Source organism: Corynebacterium endometrii, from assembly GCF_004795735.1.
Lineage (GTDB): Bacteria > Actinomycetota > Actinomycetes > Mycobacteriales > Mycobacteriaceae > Corynebacterium > Corynebacterium endometrii.
Genome location: NZ_CP039247.1, coordinates 2,239,107 through 2,255,894, shown reverse-complemented (window position 1 = coordinate 2,255,894; position 16,788 = coordinate 2,239,107). Strand labels below are relative to the sequence as shown.

The following is a 16,788-nucleotide window of genomic DNA, read 5'->3' as shown; positions in this document are numbered from 1 at the left end:
CCTTAAATCACCGTTTACTTAGAGATGGTGCCGTAGCGGAACAGGTAGGAGCCGTCCAGGGTCACGCCCTTGACGTCCTTGCCGGCAATGGCGAACTGCTTGCCCTGCAGCAGCGGGATGGTCGGGAGAATCTCGGCCATCTTGGTCTGCAGGTCGGCCAGTTTTTGCTCGCGCTCGGCCTGGTCGGCGGTGGTTGCCTGGTCGCGGACCTCGGCGTCCACGGCCTCATCCTCGAAGTGGTTGCCCACGAAGTTGCCCAGGGTGAAAAATGGGGTCAGGTAGTTGTCCGCATCCGGGAAATCGGGGAACCAGCCCAGCTGGTATACCGGGTAGACGTCCTCTACTCGGTCCTGGTTGTACTGGACCCATTCGGTGGACTGCAGGTCCACGGTGAACAGGCCGGTGGCCTCGAGCTGGGACTTGATGGCCGCGTACTCGTCGCCGGAGGATGGGCCGTAGTGATCCGGGTTGTACTGCAGCTTGAGGTCCACGACCTCGGTGATGCCGGCGTCGGACAGGATCTGCTTTGCCTTGTCCACGTCTGGGGCGCCGTCGGCGGTAAGCAGGGTGCCCAGCAGCGGCTCGGTGGCGCCGGCCATTGCCTCAGGAACGTGGGAGTACAGCGGCGCGTAGGTGTCTTTGTAGACGTCCTTGGCCAGCGCGGAACGGTCGATGGACGCCGCCACGGCCTGGCGAACCGCCTGCGCCTTGTCCTCATCGGCGCCCTCTGCCTCCGCGCCGAACGGCTGGGTATTGAGGTTGAATACCATGTAGCGAATCTCGCCGCCCGGGCCCTCGATGACCTGGACGTCCTCGTTGCCGCGTAGGTCCTCAATGTCGGTTGCGGTCAGCGAGCGGTAGACCACGTCCACGTTGTTTTGCTGAACGTCGAGCTTCATGTTGGAAGCATCGGCGTAGTACTTCACGTTAACCACATCGGTGGCGGCCTCGCCCAGCGCGCCCTGGTAGCCCTCGCGGGCCTGGTAGGCGATGGACTCGTTCTCGGTAAAGTTCGTGATGGTGTACTGGCCGGCGAATGGCTCGGCGTCAACCACGGCCTGGTTTTCCATGATCGAGTCGGCCGGGAAGACCTCTTCGTCCACGATTGGGCCGGCCGGGGAGTTCAAGACGCCCACCCAGGTCTGGTCGTTTTCGACCTTGAGCTTGAACTCGACGGTGAGATCATCCGGGGTCTCAACGGATTCCAGGTTGCCCAGCAGGGAGGCCGGGCCGTTGGGGTCATTGATGGCGATCTGGCGGTCGAAGGAGAACTTGACGTCAGAAGAGGTTAGCTCGTTGCCGTTGGCGAAGGTCAGCCCCTCGCGCAGCTTGACGGTGAAGGTGTTCGGGTCGGTGAACTCGCCGGATTCGGCCAGGGAAGGAACCGGGGTGCCCTCGGCGGAACCAGGCTCGGACTCCATGAGATAGCCGTAGACCTGGCGGGCCACCTGGGAGGTGCCGTTATCGTAGGAACCGGCCGGGTCAAGCTTGGTGATCTTGTCCGTGGTGCCGATGGTGATGCCCGCGCCGGCATCACCGGCGGCGCCTGCGTCGCCACCCTCGGAATCGGTGGTGGCGCACGCGGTCAGCGCCAGGCCGGTTGACAGCGCGAGGGCGGGAGCCAGCGCGCGCGTGAAGCGGGAGGAAGCCATGGATTCCTTCTCCTTCTCATCTATTGGGATTTACCTGTTTGTACAAATATGCACTATTAGCGCCGTAAGTACAGTGGTTTTCCGGGAAAATCCCAAATTATTCGCGTGGAGAAAGTATCCCATGTGGCGGGAAAGCGCCGGTCAGGGTTTAATTTCGATAGTCTGACAGATACCCCTGCGGGGGGATTGGAGGTGCCCTGACTAATCCGGACGGCGGGGCGGTGGGGCCCTAGAATTCCGTCTGCGCTGGGGGCTGGTCCGCGCGGGCCCATTGCCCGCCGCGTTCCCACGGGTGCGCCTCGATGTAATCCGGGTTGACTCCCTCCGCGATGAGGCGGTCGCGGCCCACGCGCACGCGGTCCGAGGGGCCTACCAGGACGAAGTTAGACACTGATACCTTCTCGCGCCCCACTACCGCATCGATGGGCTCCTCGGAGACAATGAAGGAAACGTCCGCGGAGCGCTCGCCCGCGCCGAGCAGCCACGGATCCTCCTCGCGGCGCACCACGTGATGAATGGTGATCCACGGCGCCAGTTCCATCAGGTTGGCCTGGAAGAATGTGTCGTAGTGCTCGCCCGGGCTGGGCGCTACGGCGTAGACGGTGGCCTTAAAGCCTGCCGAAGTCCCCGCCCTGCGGGCCGCCTCCACTAGGGATAGCAAGTACGGCCTCACCGCCGCCCACCCGGCCCCGTAACTGATGAACACCAGATTGAAGCCGGGGAAGTTGACGAACTCCCCGCGCGGGGTGCCCAGCGTCCACTGGTCGCCGGGGCGGGCCTTGGCCAACATAGAGGACGCTTCGCCAACGTCGGTGATGTGGAAGGTGAGCTGCCCGGCGGTATCGGCGGGAGAGGCGGGCGTGAGGTAGCGCCACATGCCCGGCAGGTGGGGCGTGGTCACCGGGATGTGCTGGCCCGGGTGGTAGTCAAAGGGTAAACCCGCCTCCAGCCGCACCACCGCGGTGTGCCGGTTGGGGCGCTCCACCGCCACCACCGTCGCGGTGTGCGCCGGCGCCGCGCCAGCCAGGTCCGCCGCGTGGGTGGCCTCCGCCATCGCCGCGCATGCCGCGCGCATCGCCCTGTCCGCGCTCCCCTGGAGTTCTTCCGGGCACCCGGCCGCCTTGATGCCGGCGCGCAGGGCGTCGGCGAAGACCGCGTAAATCTGCTCCGGGAAACCGTGGCGGCGGTGATCGCGCCCCAGCTCATACAGGCGCCGCAGCGCCGGCTGCGCGAGGGCGCCGTCCGCCTCGGCGTGCTCGAGCACCCACGCCACCGCCGGGGCCAGCTCGACGTGGGCCTCGGCCGCGCGGATGGCAAAAATCTGGCGGGACTCCACCACGTGGTTATAGAGGTAGTCCTGCGTGGCGGAGCGCAGGGCCTCCGCGTTGTCACGCATCAGCGCGCCCAGTTGGGTCAAGGTGGTTGGGTGGGCGGGGTAAGTCATGGCTTTAAGTCTAGGGCAAGCCGATTGGCCGCGTGCGCGCGCCGGGGCGCCCCGCTTGCCGGCTCGCGCGGCCGACGCCGCCAAAGTTGCCTACCGGGCACTCAACTTTCGTAGAAAAATTCTCAAAAAAATTTTCCCTTGAGTGGAACAGGCTCAACTTTGCGTGCGTTGTATGCAATAGACCACCTAGAGTGGGGATGAATCTTACAAGGAGAAACACTTATGTCTTTCAATCCAACCACTAAGACCCAAGAGGCCCTGCAGAAGGCGTTGCAGGACGCGTCCTCTAACGGCAACCCCGATATCCGCCCGGCCCACCTGCTGGCCGCCATCCTGGAGCAGGAGGACGGCATCGCCGCCCCGGTGCTCAAGGCCACCGGCGTGGACCCCGAAACCGTCGCGCGCGAGGCCCGCGCCCTGGTTGATTCCTACCCCAAGGCTGAGGGCTCCGGCATGGCCAACCCCAACTTCAACCGCGACGGGCTCAACGTCTTAACCCGCGCCCAGGAGCTGGCGGGGGAGTTGGGCGATGAGTACGTCTCCACCGAGGTGCTGCTTGCCGCCATCGCCGGCTCCAAGACTGACGCCGCCGAGCTGCTGGTCTCCCGCGGCGCCACGTATGACGCCATCAAGGGCGCATTTACCTCCGTCCGCGGCGCCGCCAAGGTCACCAGCGAAAACCCGGAGGACCAGTTCCAGGCGCTGGAGAAGTACTCCACTGACTTAACCGCCCGAGCGCGCGAGGGCAAGATCGATCCGGTGATCGGGCGCGACCAGGAAATCCGCCGCGTGGTCCAGGTCCTATCCCGCCGCACCAAGAATAACCCGGTGCTCATCGGCGAGCCGGGCGTTGGTAAGACCGCGATCGTGGAGGGCCTGGCCCGCCGCATCGTCTCCGGCGACGTTCCGGAGTCCCTGAAGGGCAAGACCCTGATCAGCCTCGACCTGGGGTCCATGGTCGCGGGCGCCAAGTACCGCGGCGAGTTCGAGGAGCGCCTGAAGGCCGTGCTCGATGAGATCAAGGCGTCCGAGGGGCAAATCATCACCTTCATCGATGAGCTGCACACCATCGTGGGCGCCGGCGCCACCGGTGACGGCTCCATGGACGCGGGCAACATGATTAAGCCCATGCTCGCCCGCGGCGAGCTGCGCCTCGTGGGCGCTACCACCCTGGACGAGTACCGCAAGTACATCGAAAAGGACGCCGCACTCGAGCGCCGCTTCCAGCAGGTATACGCCGCAGAGCCGTCCGTCGAGGACACCATTGGCATCCTGCGCGGGCTAAAGGAGCGCTACGAGGTCCACCACGGCATCCGCATCCAGGATTCCGCCCTGGTCGCCGCCGCGGAGCTGTCCAACCGCTACATCACCAACCGCTTCCTGCCGGACAAGGCCATTGACCTGGTGGATGAGGCCGGTTCCCGCCTGCGCATGGAGATTGATTCCTCCCCGCAGGAAATCGATGAGCTGGAGCGCACCGTCCGCCGCATGGAGATCGAGGAGCTGGCGCTGAAGAAGGAAAAGGACGCCGCCTCCAAGGATCGCCTGGAAAAGCTCCAGCAGGAGCTGGCGGATGAGCGTGAGAAGCTCGGCGAGCTCAAGGCGCGCTGGACCAATGAGAAGACCGCCATCGACAAGGTTCAGCAGGCCAAGGAGGAGCTAGAGCAGCTGCGCACGCAGGCGGACATCGCCGAGCGCGACGGTGACCTGGCCCGCACCTCCGAGCTGCGTTACGGGCGCATCCCCGAGCTGGAAAAGGAGCTGGCCGCCGCGGAAAAGCTCGCCAATGAGCAGAAAAACACCATGCTCACGGAGGAGGTCTCCCCGGACACCATCGCCGAGGTGGTCTCCGCGTGGACCGGCATCCCGGCCGGCAAGATGCTCGAGGGTGAGACGGAAAAACTGCTCAACATGGAGGCCGTCCTCGGCCGCCGCGTGGTGGGCCAGAAGGAGGCCGTGACCGCAGTGTCCGATGCGGTTCGCCGCTCCCGCGCAGGTATTGCGGATCCAAACCGCCCCACCGGTTCCTTCCTCTTCCTCGGCCCCACCGGCGTGGGCAAGACGGAGCTGGCCAAGGCGCTGGCGGACTTCCTCTTCGACGATGAGTCCGCGATGGTCCGCATCGACATGTCCGAGTACGGCGAGAAGCACTCCGTCTCCCGCCTGGTCGGTGCCCCTCCGGGCTACGTTGGCCACGACGCCGGCGGCCAGCTCACCGAGGCCGTCCGGCGCCGCCCCTACACCCTGGTCCTCTTCGACGAGGTTGAAAAGGCCCACCCGGACGTCTTCGACGTGCTGCTGCAGGTCCTCGACGAGGGCCGCCTGACCGACGGCCAGGGCCGCACCGTTGACTTCCGCAACACCGTCATCATCTTGACCTCGAACCTTGGGGCCGGCGGCACCCGCGAGGAGACCATGGAGGCCGTCAAGCGCGCCTTCAAGCCGGAGTTCATTAACCGCCTCGATGACGTGGTTATGTTCGAGTCGCTTAGCCCGGAGCTGCTCACAGGCATCGTGGACATTCAGCTCCGCGGCCTCAACGAGCGCCTGGCGGCCAAGCGCCTAACTCTCGACGTGACCGACGAAGCCAAGGCCTGGCTCGGCGAGCGCGGCTACGATCCGGCCTACGGCGCCCGCCCGCTGCGCCGCCTGATCCAGCAGGCTATTGGCGACAAGATGGCCCGCCAGCTCCTTGCCGGTGACATCCAGGACGGCGATACCGTCCGCGTCTCCCCGGCCGCCGACGGCGAGTCCCTCGACCTTGAGGTAACCACCGCCTAGCCCGCAATCCGCGCCGGGCGGCCGGGGTTTAAGGCCTATACCCCCAGTGCCGCCCGGCCTCCCCGCGGCGCCGGTGCCGGGACCGTAATATGGTCCCATGGGTATTTTGATCTCGCCGCACGAGCTGTATGACATGATCATGCACAGCAACCGCTTTACTCTCATCGCGTCTCAGTGGGACGCGGGCACTGACGGCGGTTTCAATAGGTTCCGGGCCATGCACATCCCCAACGCGCAGTACTGCGATCCCGCCCGCGCGCTGGCCGGCATCCCCGGCTCCACGGCGGGGCGCAACCCACTCCCGGAGCCGGACAAGCTGCAGATCGCCTTCGAGCAATGGGGCCTGCGCAGCGACCACCAGGTCATCGTGTATGACGAGGGCCGCGGCCTGTTTGCCGGCCGTACCTGGTGGATCCTGCGCTGGGCGGGCATCGAAGACGTCCACATCCTCGACGGCGGCCTGGCCAACTGGCGCGCCCAGGGCCTGCCCACGCTGACCGGCCCGGGCAACATCGCGGTGGAATCCGACCAAAAGGTCAACCCCCGCGCGGAGATGGTGGCCTCCATCGAGGACGTTAGGAACCACACCGGAGTCCTCATCGACGCGCGGGAACCATCCCGTTTCGCCGGCCGCACCGAGGCCCTGGACCTTAAGGCCGGCCACATTCCGGGCGCGTTAAACATCCCGGAGCGATTCCTGCACAACAAGGACCGCACCTGGAAATCCAAGGAGGAGATCCGCGCCGTCATCAAGGACGCGGGAATCACCGAGGACGAGCTGGCCAACGCCATTGTCTACTCCGGCTCCGGTAACCACTCCGCGCTGCTGTTGGCCGCTGTGGAGTGGGCGGGCTTGCCATCCACCGCGCGCCACTTCGTGGGCGGATGGTCACAGTGGTCGGCGAACCCGGCCAACCCGGTGGAACACGGCAGCCGCCTGCGCCTCAACGAGTCCGCCGTATAGCGATGGCGTACATCCTCCTCGTTTTGGCGCTGCTGGCCGCCGCCGCGGGCATCCTCCTGTGGCGCGCGGCCGCCAAGGCCGCCGAGGCCCCCGACACGGCAACCACTGCAACCACCGCAACCACCGCGACTACTGCTGCGCCCGCGCCCGAGCCGGCCCCAGAGCCCGACCCCGAACGCCGCCGCCCGTCCATCCCGGGCGCGGCGCGCCGGGAGCGCAAAGCGTGGGCGCAGGAGCGCGGCTATGAATACGCCAAGCAAGACCCGTATCTGATAGACGAATTCACCAGGGGCGCCGCAGCCGGCGGCGCCGTGCCGAAGGACATCGTGGCGGGCAACGAGTTCGGACACGAGCTGCTCCTGATGGACTTAGGCGCGGTGGTGGTGATGGCGATGCGGACGGGGGCGGCGTCGGACGTAGTGCTCGACGCGCGGCGCCACATGGACGCCGAGGCCTCCGAGGACCTATTCCACGTGCGCGACGTGGAGGGCTTTAATGTGCTTGCCACGGACGTGGCGGTGGCGGAGCGCTTCATCGACGCGCGCGTGGAAACCGCGCTGGATAACATGCCGGAAGAGGTCACCGCCGTGTGGGCCGAATCGGAATGGGTGCTCGCCCAATTCACCAAGTCCGCCCGCGCGGAGGCGTGGACCGCGACGATCGCCCCGCTGGCGCTGTTCGCGGACGCCGCCCGCGTCCTCCCGCCGCGCTCCCACGCCATTGCGCCCGTGGGCCTGGAGGAGAGGGACCCATCCCGCGAGATCCCACCCGTCGAGGCCCCGGAGCCCACCGGCCCGCGGCTAGTGCCGGACCCGGGCGTGGAGGAGCACACCCCCGCGCCGCCGGTGCACCGCCCTGAGGTGCCGCAACAGATGCCGTCCCGCCGCCAGTCCGAGGTCCGCGGGGCCATGGAACACAGCGCCCTCGGGGCGGATGAGGTGGACGCCATCGCGGACGGCAGGGAACGCCCGCGCCCGGACGGGGCCACGGCGCGCCTGCCGCGCGATCTTTCGCGGGGGCCGTCCATTTTTGATGACAGTGCGGGCGAAGAGGACTAGTCTTAACGCGGCTTTAAAAATCCGCGAACTTTGGAGGACCCATGACGCTGAACGCAGAGAAGAAGGCCCGGCTGGCAGAGCTGGTCAAGGAGCTGGCCGTGGTGCACGGCAGGGTGACCCTGTCCTCGGGCAAGGAGGCCGATTACTACGTTGACCTGCGCCGCGCCACCCTCCAGCATGAGGCGTCGCGCCTGATAGGCCAGCTGCTGCGCGAGCTGACCGCGGACTGGGACTTCGTTGCGGTGGGCGGGCTGACCCTGGGCGCGGACCCGGTGGCCACCTCCGTGATGCATGCGGACGGCCGCGCCATTGACGCGTTCGTGGTGCGCAAGGAGGCCAAGAAGCACGGCATGCAGCGCCGCATCGAGGGCGCCGACGTGAAGGGCAAGAAGGTGCTCGTGGTTGAGGACACCACCACCACGGGCAACTCCCCGCTGACCGCCGTGGCCGCGCTGCGCGAGGCCGGCGCCGAGGTCGTGGGCGTGGCCACCGTGGTTGACCGCGCGACCGGCGCCGCTGACGTCATCGCCGCCGAGGGCCTTGAATACCGCTACCTGCTGGGGCTGGATGACCTTGGACTTGCCTAACGAGCCCGCCGGCAAGGGCCCTACCGAGTGGAATGAGGGCCGCCACGGCCTAGGCCCATGGGAGCAGACGCACCCGGGTCAACCCCTGCCGGAGGACCCGCGTTACGACCCGGAGCTGCTGGCCGAGGGCGACCGCCGCAACGTCGTGGACGCCTACCGCTACTGGACGCGCGAGGCGATTGTCGCGGACATCGATACCCGCCGCCACCCGCTGCACATAGCCATCGAGAACTTCGAGAATGACTCGAATATCGGCACGGTGGTGCGCACCGCCAACGCGTTTGCCGTGGACACGGTGCACATCGTGGGCCGGCGCCGCTGGAACCGCCGCGGCGCCATGGTCACGGACCGCTACCAGCACCTGCGCCACCACGAGACGGTCACGGACTTAATTTCCTGGGCCGCCGCCGAGGGGCTAACGGTCGTGGCGATCGATAACACGCCCGGCTGCGTGCCGCTGGAGACGGCGCAGCTGCCGGAGCGGTGCCTGCTGCTCTTTGGCCAGGAGGGCCCCGGCGTGACGGAGGAGGCCCAGGCGGCGGCGATGATGACCTGTTCCATCGCGCAGTTTGGCTCCACCCGGTCGATCAACGCGGGGGTGGCGGCCGGAATCGCGATGCACGCCTGGATCCGCCAACACGCGAACCTGGACGCGGCCTGGTAACCACGTGCGTTAACATCGAGTAACAATCCCTACCCCTGGAGAGATACAGCTACCGTGGAAGAAAAATGGGCGCACCGCGCTGACCTGGCAGAGGCCGCCATCAATGAGCGCCACGCTTCGAGCCTGTGGTACCTGCCGCGCACCAATCTGGCGGTGGTAAGTTGGCCGCCCACCGCCAAGGACAAACTGTTCGTCGCTTGGCACTACTGGTGGCAGGCCCACTACGTGGACTGCCTGGTGGACGCGGCGTTGCGCAGCAACACCAAGGTGCGCCGCAGGCGCATCGCGGACACGCTCCGGGGCGTGCGCATCCGCAACCTGGGTCCGCTCACGGCGAATAAGTACTACGATGACAAGCTGTGGCTCGCCCTCGCCATGGGCCGGGTGTCCTCGCTGAACAAGATGAGCCAGCCCAAGCCGCAGCAGGCGCTCCAGGACAACATCATGGCTGGCACCGTGGCCGGAGTCGGCGTGCTCCCGTGGCGCGAGAAGGAGGGGGAGACCTTCCTCAACGTGCCGTCTAACGGCCCCGCAGCGATCATGGCCGCGCGCACCGGGGACACGGACAAGGCCCGCCACATCGTGGACTGGATTTACGACCACCTGATCAACGATGACGGCCTGGTCATGGACGGCGTGCGCATGGAAATGACCGGCCCGCGCTACATCAAGGCGGTGTACCCGTACTGCCAGGGCGTCGTGCTGGGCGCGTGCTTAGAGATTGCTCTGGCGCTGCGCGCGGAGGCCGGCCTGGGGGAATCGCAGGCGATCGAGTCCGTGGAGCACGCCGAGCGCGCCGATGCGGCGATGGTTTATATCACCCGCATCCGCAGCCTCGTCCAGGCGGTCGCCACGCACCTGGCCACCCCGGCGGGCGTCATCACGGGCGGCGGCCAGGGTGACGGCGGCCTGTTCAAGGGCATCCTGGCGCGCTATCTCGCCGACGTCGCCGTGCGCCTGCCCTCCGATTCTCCCGCCAACCGCGCCACGAAGAAGCTCGCGGCGCGCCTTGTGCTCGGCTCGGCCGATTCGGTCTGGGAGCACCGCCTCGAAGTAGACGGCCTGCCGATCTTCGGCACGGAGTGGACCGAGGATGCCCGCCTGCCACACAATTACGGCCTGACCCCGTCCACCCTGGGGCAGAAGGTGGGCGTTATCCGAGTGGCGGAGCGCGACCTGTCCGTGCAGCTGTCCGGCTGGATGCTGCTCGAGGCCGCGGCGCGCGTGTCCCGGTATCTCGCGGATAGCGCCAAAAAAGTTTAAGTTCACAGCGCTCAGAGTGAGCGGAACGCGGCCCGAGAAGGCATACTGGGGTAGGAAACCTTTTTCGAGAATTAAGGAAGTTACTCTATGCCTATTGCAACCCCAGAGGTATACAACGCAATGCTGGACGCCGCTAAGGAAGGCGGCTTCGCATACCCAGCTATCAACTGCACCTCTTCGGAGACCATCAACGCCGCTCTGAAGGGTTTCGCGGACGCTGAGTCTGACGGCATCATCCAGTTCTCCACCGGTGGCGCCGAGTTCGGCTCTGGCCTGAACGTCAAGAACAAGGTTGCCGGCGCCACCGCCCTGGCCGCCTTCGCGCATGAGGCTGCAAAGCACTACGGCATCAACGTCGCGCTGCACACCGACCACTGCCAGAAGGAAGTTCTGGACGAGTACGTGCGCCCGCTGATCGCCATCTCCCAGGAGCGCGTCGACCGCGGCGAGCTGCCGCTGTTCCAGTCCCACATGTGGGACGGCTCCGCCATTCCAATCGATGAGAACCTGGTCATCGCCCAGGAGCTGCTCGAAAAGGCTAAGAACGCGAACATCATCCTCGAGGTCGAGATCGGCGTTGTTGGCGGCGAGGAGGACGGCGTTCAGGCCAAGGCCGGGGCGAACCTGTACACCTCCACCGAGGACTTTGAGAAGACCATCGACGCAATCGGCACCGGTGAGAAGGGCCGCTACCTGCTGGCGGCCACCTTCGGCAACGTTCACGGCGTGTACAAGCCAGGCAACGTGAAGCTGCGCCCGGAGGTCCTGCTCGAGGGCCAGAAGGCCGCCATCGCCAAGCTTGGCCTCGAAGAGGGCGCAAAGCCGTTTGACTTCGTCTTCCACGGCGGTTCCGGCTCCGAGAAGGAAAAGATCGAGGAGGCCCTGCGTTACGGCGTCATCAAGATGAACGTTGACACCGATACCCAGTACGCGTTCACCCGCCCGGTCGCCGGCCACATGTTCTCTAACTTCGACGGTGTGCTGAAGATTGACGGCGAGGTAGGCAACAAGAAGACCTACGATCCACGCTCCTACCTGAAGAAGGCTGAGGAGGGCATGGCCGCCCGCGTTGTTGAGGCATGCCAGGATCTGCACTCCGTTGGTACCTCCGTAACCAAGTAAGCCCGTAAAGGCTTCCGCGGCCGCTGCACCCGTTGACGGTGTGGTGGCCGTTTTTTCTTTTGCCCTAGACTGGTGGGCATGGCTGAACGCAGATTAACCACCCGCGAGGTCCTCCGGGGCGTGGACAATTCCCTGCATACTCGCTGGAATAGGGTGCGCAAGCGCCTGTTGTTCATCGTGCAGTCCACGATTGGCGCGGGCCTGGCCTACATGGTGGCGGACCAGTTCTTCGGCCACCACCAGCCGTTCTTCGCGCCGATGACCGTGGTCATCATCCTGGGCCTGTCCGGCGGTGACCGCCTATCGCGCGCGTTCGAGCTGTCCGTGGGGGTGATCACCGGCGTGGCGGTGGGCACCACGTTGGTGCAGCTGGTGGGCTCGGGCGCGTGGCAGATTTCGCTGTTCGTGGCGGTGGGGTTGCTGATCGCGTCCTTCGCCTCGCGCTCGGTCTTGGTCGCGAATCAGGTGGTCATCGGCTGCATTCTGATCGCCACCATCATGCCGCCGGAGGGCCACGGCGCCTATGACCGCGTGATTGACGCCATCATCGGTACCACGGTGGGGTTGGGCACTATCGCGCTGATTCCCTCGTCCGCGCTGGCGGCGGGGCGGTCCGAGATTTCCAAGGTGTTGCACCTCGCGTCCTCCGTTCTTTCCGACGTCTCCCGCGGCCTCCGCACCGATGATCCCGCCCTCATCCGCGAGGCCCGCTCCGAGGTGCGCGGCTCCCAGAAGGTCATCAACGCGATGCTGTCAGCGGCGCAGTCCTCGAAGGAGGCCACGTTTATCTCGCCGTGGCTGCGCGCCCAGCGCCGACAAGTCAAATCGATGGAGCGCATCCTGCCGCAGGTGGATAACTGCATCCGCACGGTGCGCGTGCTGGCGCGGCGCGCGGTGGTCCTGGCGGAGGACGGCGATCGCGTCAGCGAGCTGCAGGTCTACATGATCGACGAGCTCTCCGACGTGGCGCTCGAGCTTTCGCAGCTCTTCGGCGCCAAGGCAGGCAAAAGCCAGGCGCTGGTCATCCCGGGGTTGATTACCCGCCTGAAGACCGTGGGCGCGCTGGCCACGGTCGATGCGGTGGAGGATAAGACCGTGCTATCCGCGTTTTCCATTCTGGCCCAGACGCGTTCGGCGGTCGTTGACCTGCTGATGGTCTGCGGCCTGTCCTACGAATCGGCGTTGGCGGCGCTGGTCCCAACCTCCCAGCATCCGGCCTACCCGTCCGAGGTCCTCAAGGTCGATCCCGAGGAATTCGCCCGCCGTCAGCGCCGCCGCCAGGAGCGGTTGGAGTCCGTGGAGGAAGAAACCCAGGATATCTAAGCGACGCCCTTGGCCGCGTACATGCCGGTGGGGATGCAGGCCCTGGCGTGGGGTGCCAGCCAACAGGTGGCCCCGCGCCGGCGGATGATTTTGCCGCGGCGGGTAGGAATTGCCACCCCGTCCTCATTAACCCCGTTGTGGTAGCCGCACAGCTTCGCCAGGTTGCCGCTTAAGCGGTTAATTCCCACCCATGCCGGCCCGAGGCCGCGGGTGACGAGCAAAAAGAGCTTTCCGCGTATTCCGCGGACAGGTTGACCGGGTGGCCTCCCTGGGCGCCGGGTTGGTCCATGTCGACGTCCAGGACGGCGGCGTGAAGCCGCCTACATGATGATTTTTCAACGTCGCACACATGAACTCGACTGTGAAACGATCCGGGTATTGATCAATGAAACGGATCAACTCCAACCTTGTGGTCGAGTTCCGATGCGAAAAAGCCGACGTGGCTTTCAACAATTCACTGGTCTCTCGCAGCTCTTGGCTTTCGCGACGTAACCTGGCGTTTTCCGCAATCACGTCTTCTTCAACACGAGTGATAACCCATCCCGGCGGGCCTGTTGAACCCACTGGCGGGCGGTGTGCCACGACGCACCTAGCTTCGGGGCAACGGCCTGACCCGCGGCCTGCATCGAAAGGTTCTCCGCCAGGATGCGATCCTTTGCCAAACGAACGGCGCGACCCTCGCATCCTGACCAATTTTCCTCGGCATGTTCCAGATTTTCTCATCTACTCAAACGGAACAAAACCTGGGGCACTCCAGACCGTGGGATACAGATACACCACGCTAACGGACACAGCCCGACCCATCGGTGGAAATTCGGAGGAATTATACGAAAGTGCGCTTACATCAAATTTCTATTGCCTGTCAAATCATCCTGTTATATCGTTATTTGTGAGGGCAATTGAGATTTGCTGGACCTGATCTCTCAGCGCCCCCTTAAGCAGGTCGGACCCCCGAAGGTAGGAACCATGAAAGTTCAATCACTACGTTGGCTCCGCATTGGAATACTTGCACTCGCCTTGTTTGCTGTAGTTGCCCTAGTGCTCGCCAACAGTGTAGCTCATGCATCATCCCTAGGCAGTAGCACGCCACCTCCCAACGCCGCAGCCGAAACCGATACATCCGTCCCCAGTCGTCAAAGTGCCTGTGGAGACGCGACGGAATCAGCCACCCCGGTGCAGCTCGGTAAAGACCAAGCCAATAAAGCGAAATCAATTTCGCAGCAACACATGTATGCGATTGATGCCGCCACTATTCTGGATTGGGAAAAAGCGAACGTCGCGGTTGCCTCTGAAGGAAAGGTCTGGGTTACTGTCGCTCCGGTATCGGATCCCAAGGAAACCCCTCAGAATTTTGAGTTTTACCGTATTGCCGTCGACCTCGAACTTTCCGAAGTGGTCAACGTGCAGACGTACCGAATTGGGCAATTAGACCCAGCAACTGGCAAATATGAATCATGGATGTTGAGCGACGGCGAGTTACTGTGGCATGGCCATGTCGACAAGGAAGGTAATACTACCACCGCCCCGGACAGCCCGATGGACCCGGCTTTTCAAACCCGGGGAGCCTGCGAATGGGGCGTGGGTGCACTCTGTGGGACGGGTGGAGCTGCTAGTTGCTATGGAGTCTGCCTTGGACTGGGGTTTGTGAATGGCTGGGCCGGTCTCGGATGCGCATCAGTCTGCGGACTGATCGCTGCACTGGGCTGCACTGGGGCAACTAACGCCATCTGTAAGTAGGAAACCATGACACAAGAATCCTGGCTAATGATTATCGCGCTCTTTCTGCTGATCTACTCTCTGACGATCACTCTGATGTATCTTCGCCTGTCAAGAAAATTGAGGGATCGGACGTAGTCCCTCCCCTGACCCAGGAAAGCCCAGTATTAACCTGGGCTTTCCTACTTACGAATATAGAACGCAAACATCCGAGAGATTCATCCATTCCCTGGCTGCGTTAGCTCTATTGCTTCTCGTTCTTGCTTTGGCCCCTGGGCTCAAGCACAATCAAGATCCCAGCCCGAAATGGTCCCCCTTCGCCAGCAGTCCCACGCCGGCGGCCGACGATCGGATCTGGCAGCTCTATGTGCAGAAGGATCACCAGTCAATAGCGCCTATATGCACTGCTAGCCACTTAGGCAACAACGTCTGGCTTACCGCCGCGGTTTTCTATTCTGATGCAACCACTGCCCGGGTCAACCATGGCCACAACGGCATATTTGTTAGTGGTCCAAACGCAGGTGATTTCACCAAGAACGACACGGTTGAAGCTTCAGGAGAAGACGATTCAAATGCCGGTGTTGGACGGCGTCAGAACTTGGAAAATAATGATCCACGACGCACCTACAAGTCCCGTTTGAAAAATCCGCAGTATTTCACAGTTAACACCTCTCAGGAAGCTCGTAATAAAGCCGCTGACTGGGCAATCGGAAAGACCGGACCGGTATATGGAAAATCTGGCGCAGGTTACGAGTACAATTTCGCGTTCAACAAAGATATCGAAGCGGACAGCTTTAACTGCTCTTCTGGTTGCGTCCGCTAGCGTGGTGTATCTGTAGCCCGCGGTAGGCCTTGTGCCGGTGCACAATGAGGCGACCATCGCGGGTACCTTTCGAATCAACTCTTACCTATCCTCGAAAGGAAGTACCCTGCGATGGCCGCTGACCCCAATCATATCGATCCGACCGCGTATGTCGAAGAGCTACTGACTCAAGCCTCCCCAGACCTGATGCGCCAAATGCTCACTGACTTCATCAACCAGATTCTCTCCGCCCAGGCAGACACCGTCTGCGGGGCAGATTATGCAACAGTCTCGCCGGATCGTACAAACACCCGCAATGGTTACCGTCACCGACAGCTAGATACCCGCGTCGGCAGTATTGATGTGGCAATCCCGAAGCTACGCACCGGCTCATTTTTCCCCGACTGGCTGCTAGAGCGCCGCAGCCGCACCGAACGCGCCCTGACCACAGTTATCGCCACCTGCTACCTCAAGGGGGTCTCCACCCGCAGGATGAACGACCTAGTCGCCACACTCGGTATCAACAACCTATCGAAATCACAGGTCAGCGAGATGGCCAAAGAGCTTGACACGATGGTCGAACAATTCCGTACCAGACCATTGGACCAGGGCCCGTATTACTACCTCTCCTGTGACGCGTTGACGATGAAAGTGCGGGAAGGCGGCCGAGTCGTCAAAGCCAGCGTGCTACTGGCCACAGGTGTCAACGCTGACGGCTACCGCGAACTGCTTGGCATGCAGGTTGCCACCGCGGAATCTACCGCGTCGTGGACGGGTTTCTTCCGCGACCTCATCGCCCGTGGCCTCACCGGGGTATTCCTGGTCACCAGTGATGCCCATCTTGGTATTCAAGCAGCCGTGGGTGATTGCCTGCCGCAGGCTAGTTGGCAGCGGTGCCGCACCCACTTCGCGAAGAACCTATCAGCCAAGGTACCGAAGACCCAGTGGCCGACCCTATCAGCAATGTTTCACACGATCTTCCAGCAACCCGATGCCACCAGCGTGTGGATCCAGGCCAGGGATGTGGTGGAGTTCTGCCAGCACAAGTTCCCGAACGTGGCAGGCTACCTCGAGGAGTGTCTCGACGAGCTGTTGGCGTTTACCGCTGCGCCGAAAGCGGTGTGGAGCAAAATCTGGTCGAATAACCCCACTGAACGGCTCAATAGGGAGATCCGCCGGCGTAGCGATGTCGTAGGAATCTTCCCAAACCGAGACGCTGTTGTGCGCCTTGTTGGGGCGGTTTTGGCCGAACAGCACGATGACTGGATCCAACAGAAGCGTTATATGTCACTGGCCAGCCTGACACAGACCAAAGACATCATCGCCGCTGGGGTCATCGACGAGGACCGCGACAACAACCAGGAAAACGCCGCATGAATACCCTCACCCCACATCCCCGAGACGGCCCCTAA

General features: G+C 63.8%; 15 protein-coding genes. 11 read left to right on the top strand and 4 right to left on the bottom strand.

The features are described from left to right. Nucleotides 1–14: 14 nt before the first annotated feature. Nucleotides 15–1,652, bottom strand: coding sequence for an ABC transporter substrate-binding protein (locus tag CENDO_RS10185; RefSeq protein ID WP_136141913.1), 1,638 nt, complete (start codon nt 1,650–1,652; stop codon nt 15–17). A gap of 229 nt (nt 1,653–1,881) precedes the next feature. After that, nucleotides 1,882–3,096, bottom strand: a complete 1,215-nt coding sequence (locus tag CENDO_RS10180) for an FAD-binding oxidoreductase (protein ID WP_136141912.1) — start codon at nt 3,094–3,096, stop codon at nt 1,882–1,884. A 222-nt stretch (nt 3,097–3,318) separates the two neighbouring features. On the opposite strand from CENDO_RS10180, the gene clpB reads away from it, so the two are divergent. The 8 genes from clpB (at nt 3,319) to CENDO_RS10140 (ending at nt 12,858) form a co-directional block, all read left to right on the top strand. Continuing rightward, nucleotides 3,319–5,877 (top strand): ATP-dependent chaperone ClpB, encoded by a 2,559-nt coding sequence (gene clpB / locus CENDO_RS10175; protein ID WP_136141911.1) that lies wholly within the window; start codon nt 3,319–3,321, stop codon nt 5,875–5,877. Between the two features lie 97 nt (nt 5,878–5,974). Next, the gene (locus CENDO_RS10170; RefSeq protein WP_136141910.1) at nt 5,975–6,841 is read left to right on the top strand and encodes a sulfurtransferase; all 867 of its coding nucleotides are present in this window, start codon (nt 5,975–5,977) and stop codon (nt 6,839–6,841) included. Nucleotides 6,842–6,843: 2 nt separating this feature from the next. After that, nucleotides 6,844–7,899, top strand: a complete 1,056-nt coding sequence (locus CENDO_RS10165; protein ID WP_136141909.1) for a type III secretion system chaperone family protein — start codon at nt 6,844–6,846, stop codon at nt 7,897–7,899. 41 nt (nt 7,900–7,940) lie between these two features. After that, on the top strand, nt 7,941–8,486 hold the full coding sequence (pyrE, locus tag CENDO_RS10160; RefSeq protein ID WP_136141908.1) for an orotate phosphoribosyltransferase: 546 nt from the start codon (nt 7,941–7,943) through the stop codon (nt 8,484–8,486). Continuing rightward, nucleotides 8,467–9,150, top strand: a complete 684-nt coding sequence (locus CENDO_RS10155) for a TrmH family RNA methyltransferase (RefSeq protein ID WP_136141907.1) — start codon at nt 8,467–8,469, stop codon at nt 9,148–9,150. The genes pyrE and CENDO_RS10155 overlap by 20 nt, the downstream gene beginning before the upstream one ends. 54 nt (nt 9,151–9,204) lie before the next feature. Next, the gene (locus CENDO_RS10150; RefSeq protein WP_136141906.1) at nt 9,205–10,413 is read left to right on the top strand and encodes a glycoside hydrolase family 76 protein; all 1,209 of its coding nucleotides are present in this window, start codon (nt 9,205–9,207) and stop codon (nt 10,411–10,413) included. 87 nt (nt 10,414–10,500) lie between these two features. Beyond that, the gene (gene fbaA / locus CENDO_RS10145; protein WP_136141905.1) at nt 10,501–11,535 is read left to right on the top strand and encodes a class II fructose-bisphosphate aldolase; all 1,035 of its coding nucleotides are present in this window, start codon (nt 10,501–10,503) and stop codon (nt 11,533–11,535) included. A gap of 78 nt (nt 11,536–11,613) precedes the next feature. Next, nucleotides 11,614–12,858, top strand: coding sequence for an FUSC family protein (locus CENDO_RS10140; RefSeq protein ID WP_136141904.1), 1,245 nt, complete (start codon nt 11,614–11,616; stop codon nt 12,856–12,858). On the opposite strand, the gene CENDO_RS10135 is transcribed toward CENDO_RS10140, so the two are convergent. Both CENDO_RS10135 and CENDO_RS10130 read right to left on the bottom strand, forming a co-directional pair. Continuing rightward, a complete protein-coding gene (locus CENDO_RS10135) occupies nt 12,855–13,079 on the bottom strand; it encodes a hypothetical protein (RefSeq protein ID WP_136141903.1) in 225 nt (74 codons plus the stop codon). The genes CENDO_RS10140 and CENDO_RS10135 overlap by 4 nt on opposite strands. 288 nt (nt 13,080–13,367) lie before the next feature. Beyond that, nucleotides 13,368–13,520, bottom strand: coding sequence for a hypothetical protein (locus CENDO_RS10130; RefSeq protein WP_425456182.1), 153 nt, complete (start codon nt 13,518–13,520; stop codon nt 13,368–13,370). Between the two features lie 304 nt (nt 13,521–13,824). On the opposite strand from CENDO_RS10130, the gene CENDO_RS10125 reads away from it, so the two are divergent. The 3 genes from CENDO_RS10125 (at nt 13,825) to CENDO_RS10110 (ending at nt 16,753) form a co-directional block, all read left to right on the top strand. Beyond that, entirely contained in the window at nt 13,825–14,595 is a 771-nt protein-coding gene (locus CENDO_RS10125; RefSeq protein ID WP_136141902.1) for a putative immunity/bacteriocin fusion bifunctional protein, read from the top strand. 226 nt (nt 14,596–14,821) lie between these two features. Continuing rightward, nucleotides 14,822–15,397 (top strand): hypothetical protein, encoded by a 576-nt coding sequence (locus CENDO_RS10120; protein ID WP_136141901.1) that lies wholly within the window; start codon nt 14,822–14,824, stop codon nt 15,395–15,397. Nucleotides 15,398–15,508: 111 nt separating this feature from the next. Further along, nucleotides 15,509–16,753, top strand: a complete 1,245-nt coding sequence (locus tag CENDO_RS10110; protein ID WP_136140269.1) for an IS256 family transposase — start codon at nt 15,509–15,511, stop codon at nt 16,751–16,753. Nucleotides 16,754–16,788 lie beyond the last annotated feature (35 nt).

Excerpts from the sequence above, each read along its gene's own strand:
- fbaA (WP_136141905.1), top strand. The coding sequence starts at position 10,501 with ATGCCTATTGCAACCCCAGAGGTATACAACGCAATGCTGGACGCCGCT.
- pyrE (WP_136141908.1), top strand. The coding sequence starts at position 7,941 with ATGACGCTGAACGCAGAGAAGAAGGCCCGGCTGGCAGAGCTGGTCAAG.
- CENDO_RS10155 (WP_136141907.1), top strand. The coding sequence starts at position 8,467 with ATGACCTTGGACTTGCCTAACGAGCCCGCCGGCAAGGGCCCTACCGAG.
- CENDO_RS10180 (WP_136141912.1), bottom strand. The coding sequence starts at position 3,096 with ATGACTTACCCCGCCCACCCAACCACCTTGACCCAACTGGGCGCGCTG.
- clpB (WP_136141911.1), top strand. The coding sequence starts at position 3,319 with ATGTCTTTCAATCCAACCACTAAGACCCAAGAGGCCCTGCAGAAGGCG.
- CENDO_RS10110 (WP_136140269.1), top strand. The coding sequence starts at position 15,509 with ATGGCCGCTGACCCCAATCATATCGATCCGACCGCGTATGTCGAAGAG.
- CENDO_RS10140 (WP_136141904.1), top strand. The coding sequence starts at position 11,614 with ATGGCTGAACGCAGATTAACCACCCGCGAGGTCCTCCGGGGCGTGGAC.
- CENDO_RS10185 (WP_136141913.1), bottom strand. The coding sequence starts at position 1,652 with ATGGCTTCCTCCCGCTTCACGCGCGCGCTGGCTCCCGCCCTCGCGCTG.
- CENDO_RS10165 (WP_136141909.1), top strand. The coding sequence starts at position 6,844 with ATGGCGTACATCCTCCTCGTTTTGGCGCTGCTGGCCGCCGCCGCGGGC.
- CENDO_RS10125 (WP_136141902.1), top strand. The coding sequence starts at position 13,825 with ATGAAAGTTCAATCACTACGTTGGCTCCGCATTGGAATACTTGCACTC.
- CENDO_RS10170 (WP_136141910.1), top strand. The coding sequence starts at position 5,975 with ATGGGTATTTTGATCTCGCCGCACGAGCTGTATGACATGATCATGCAC.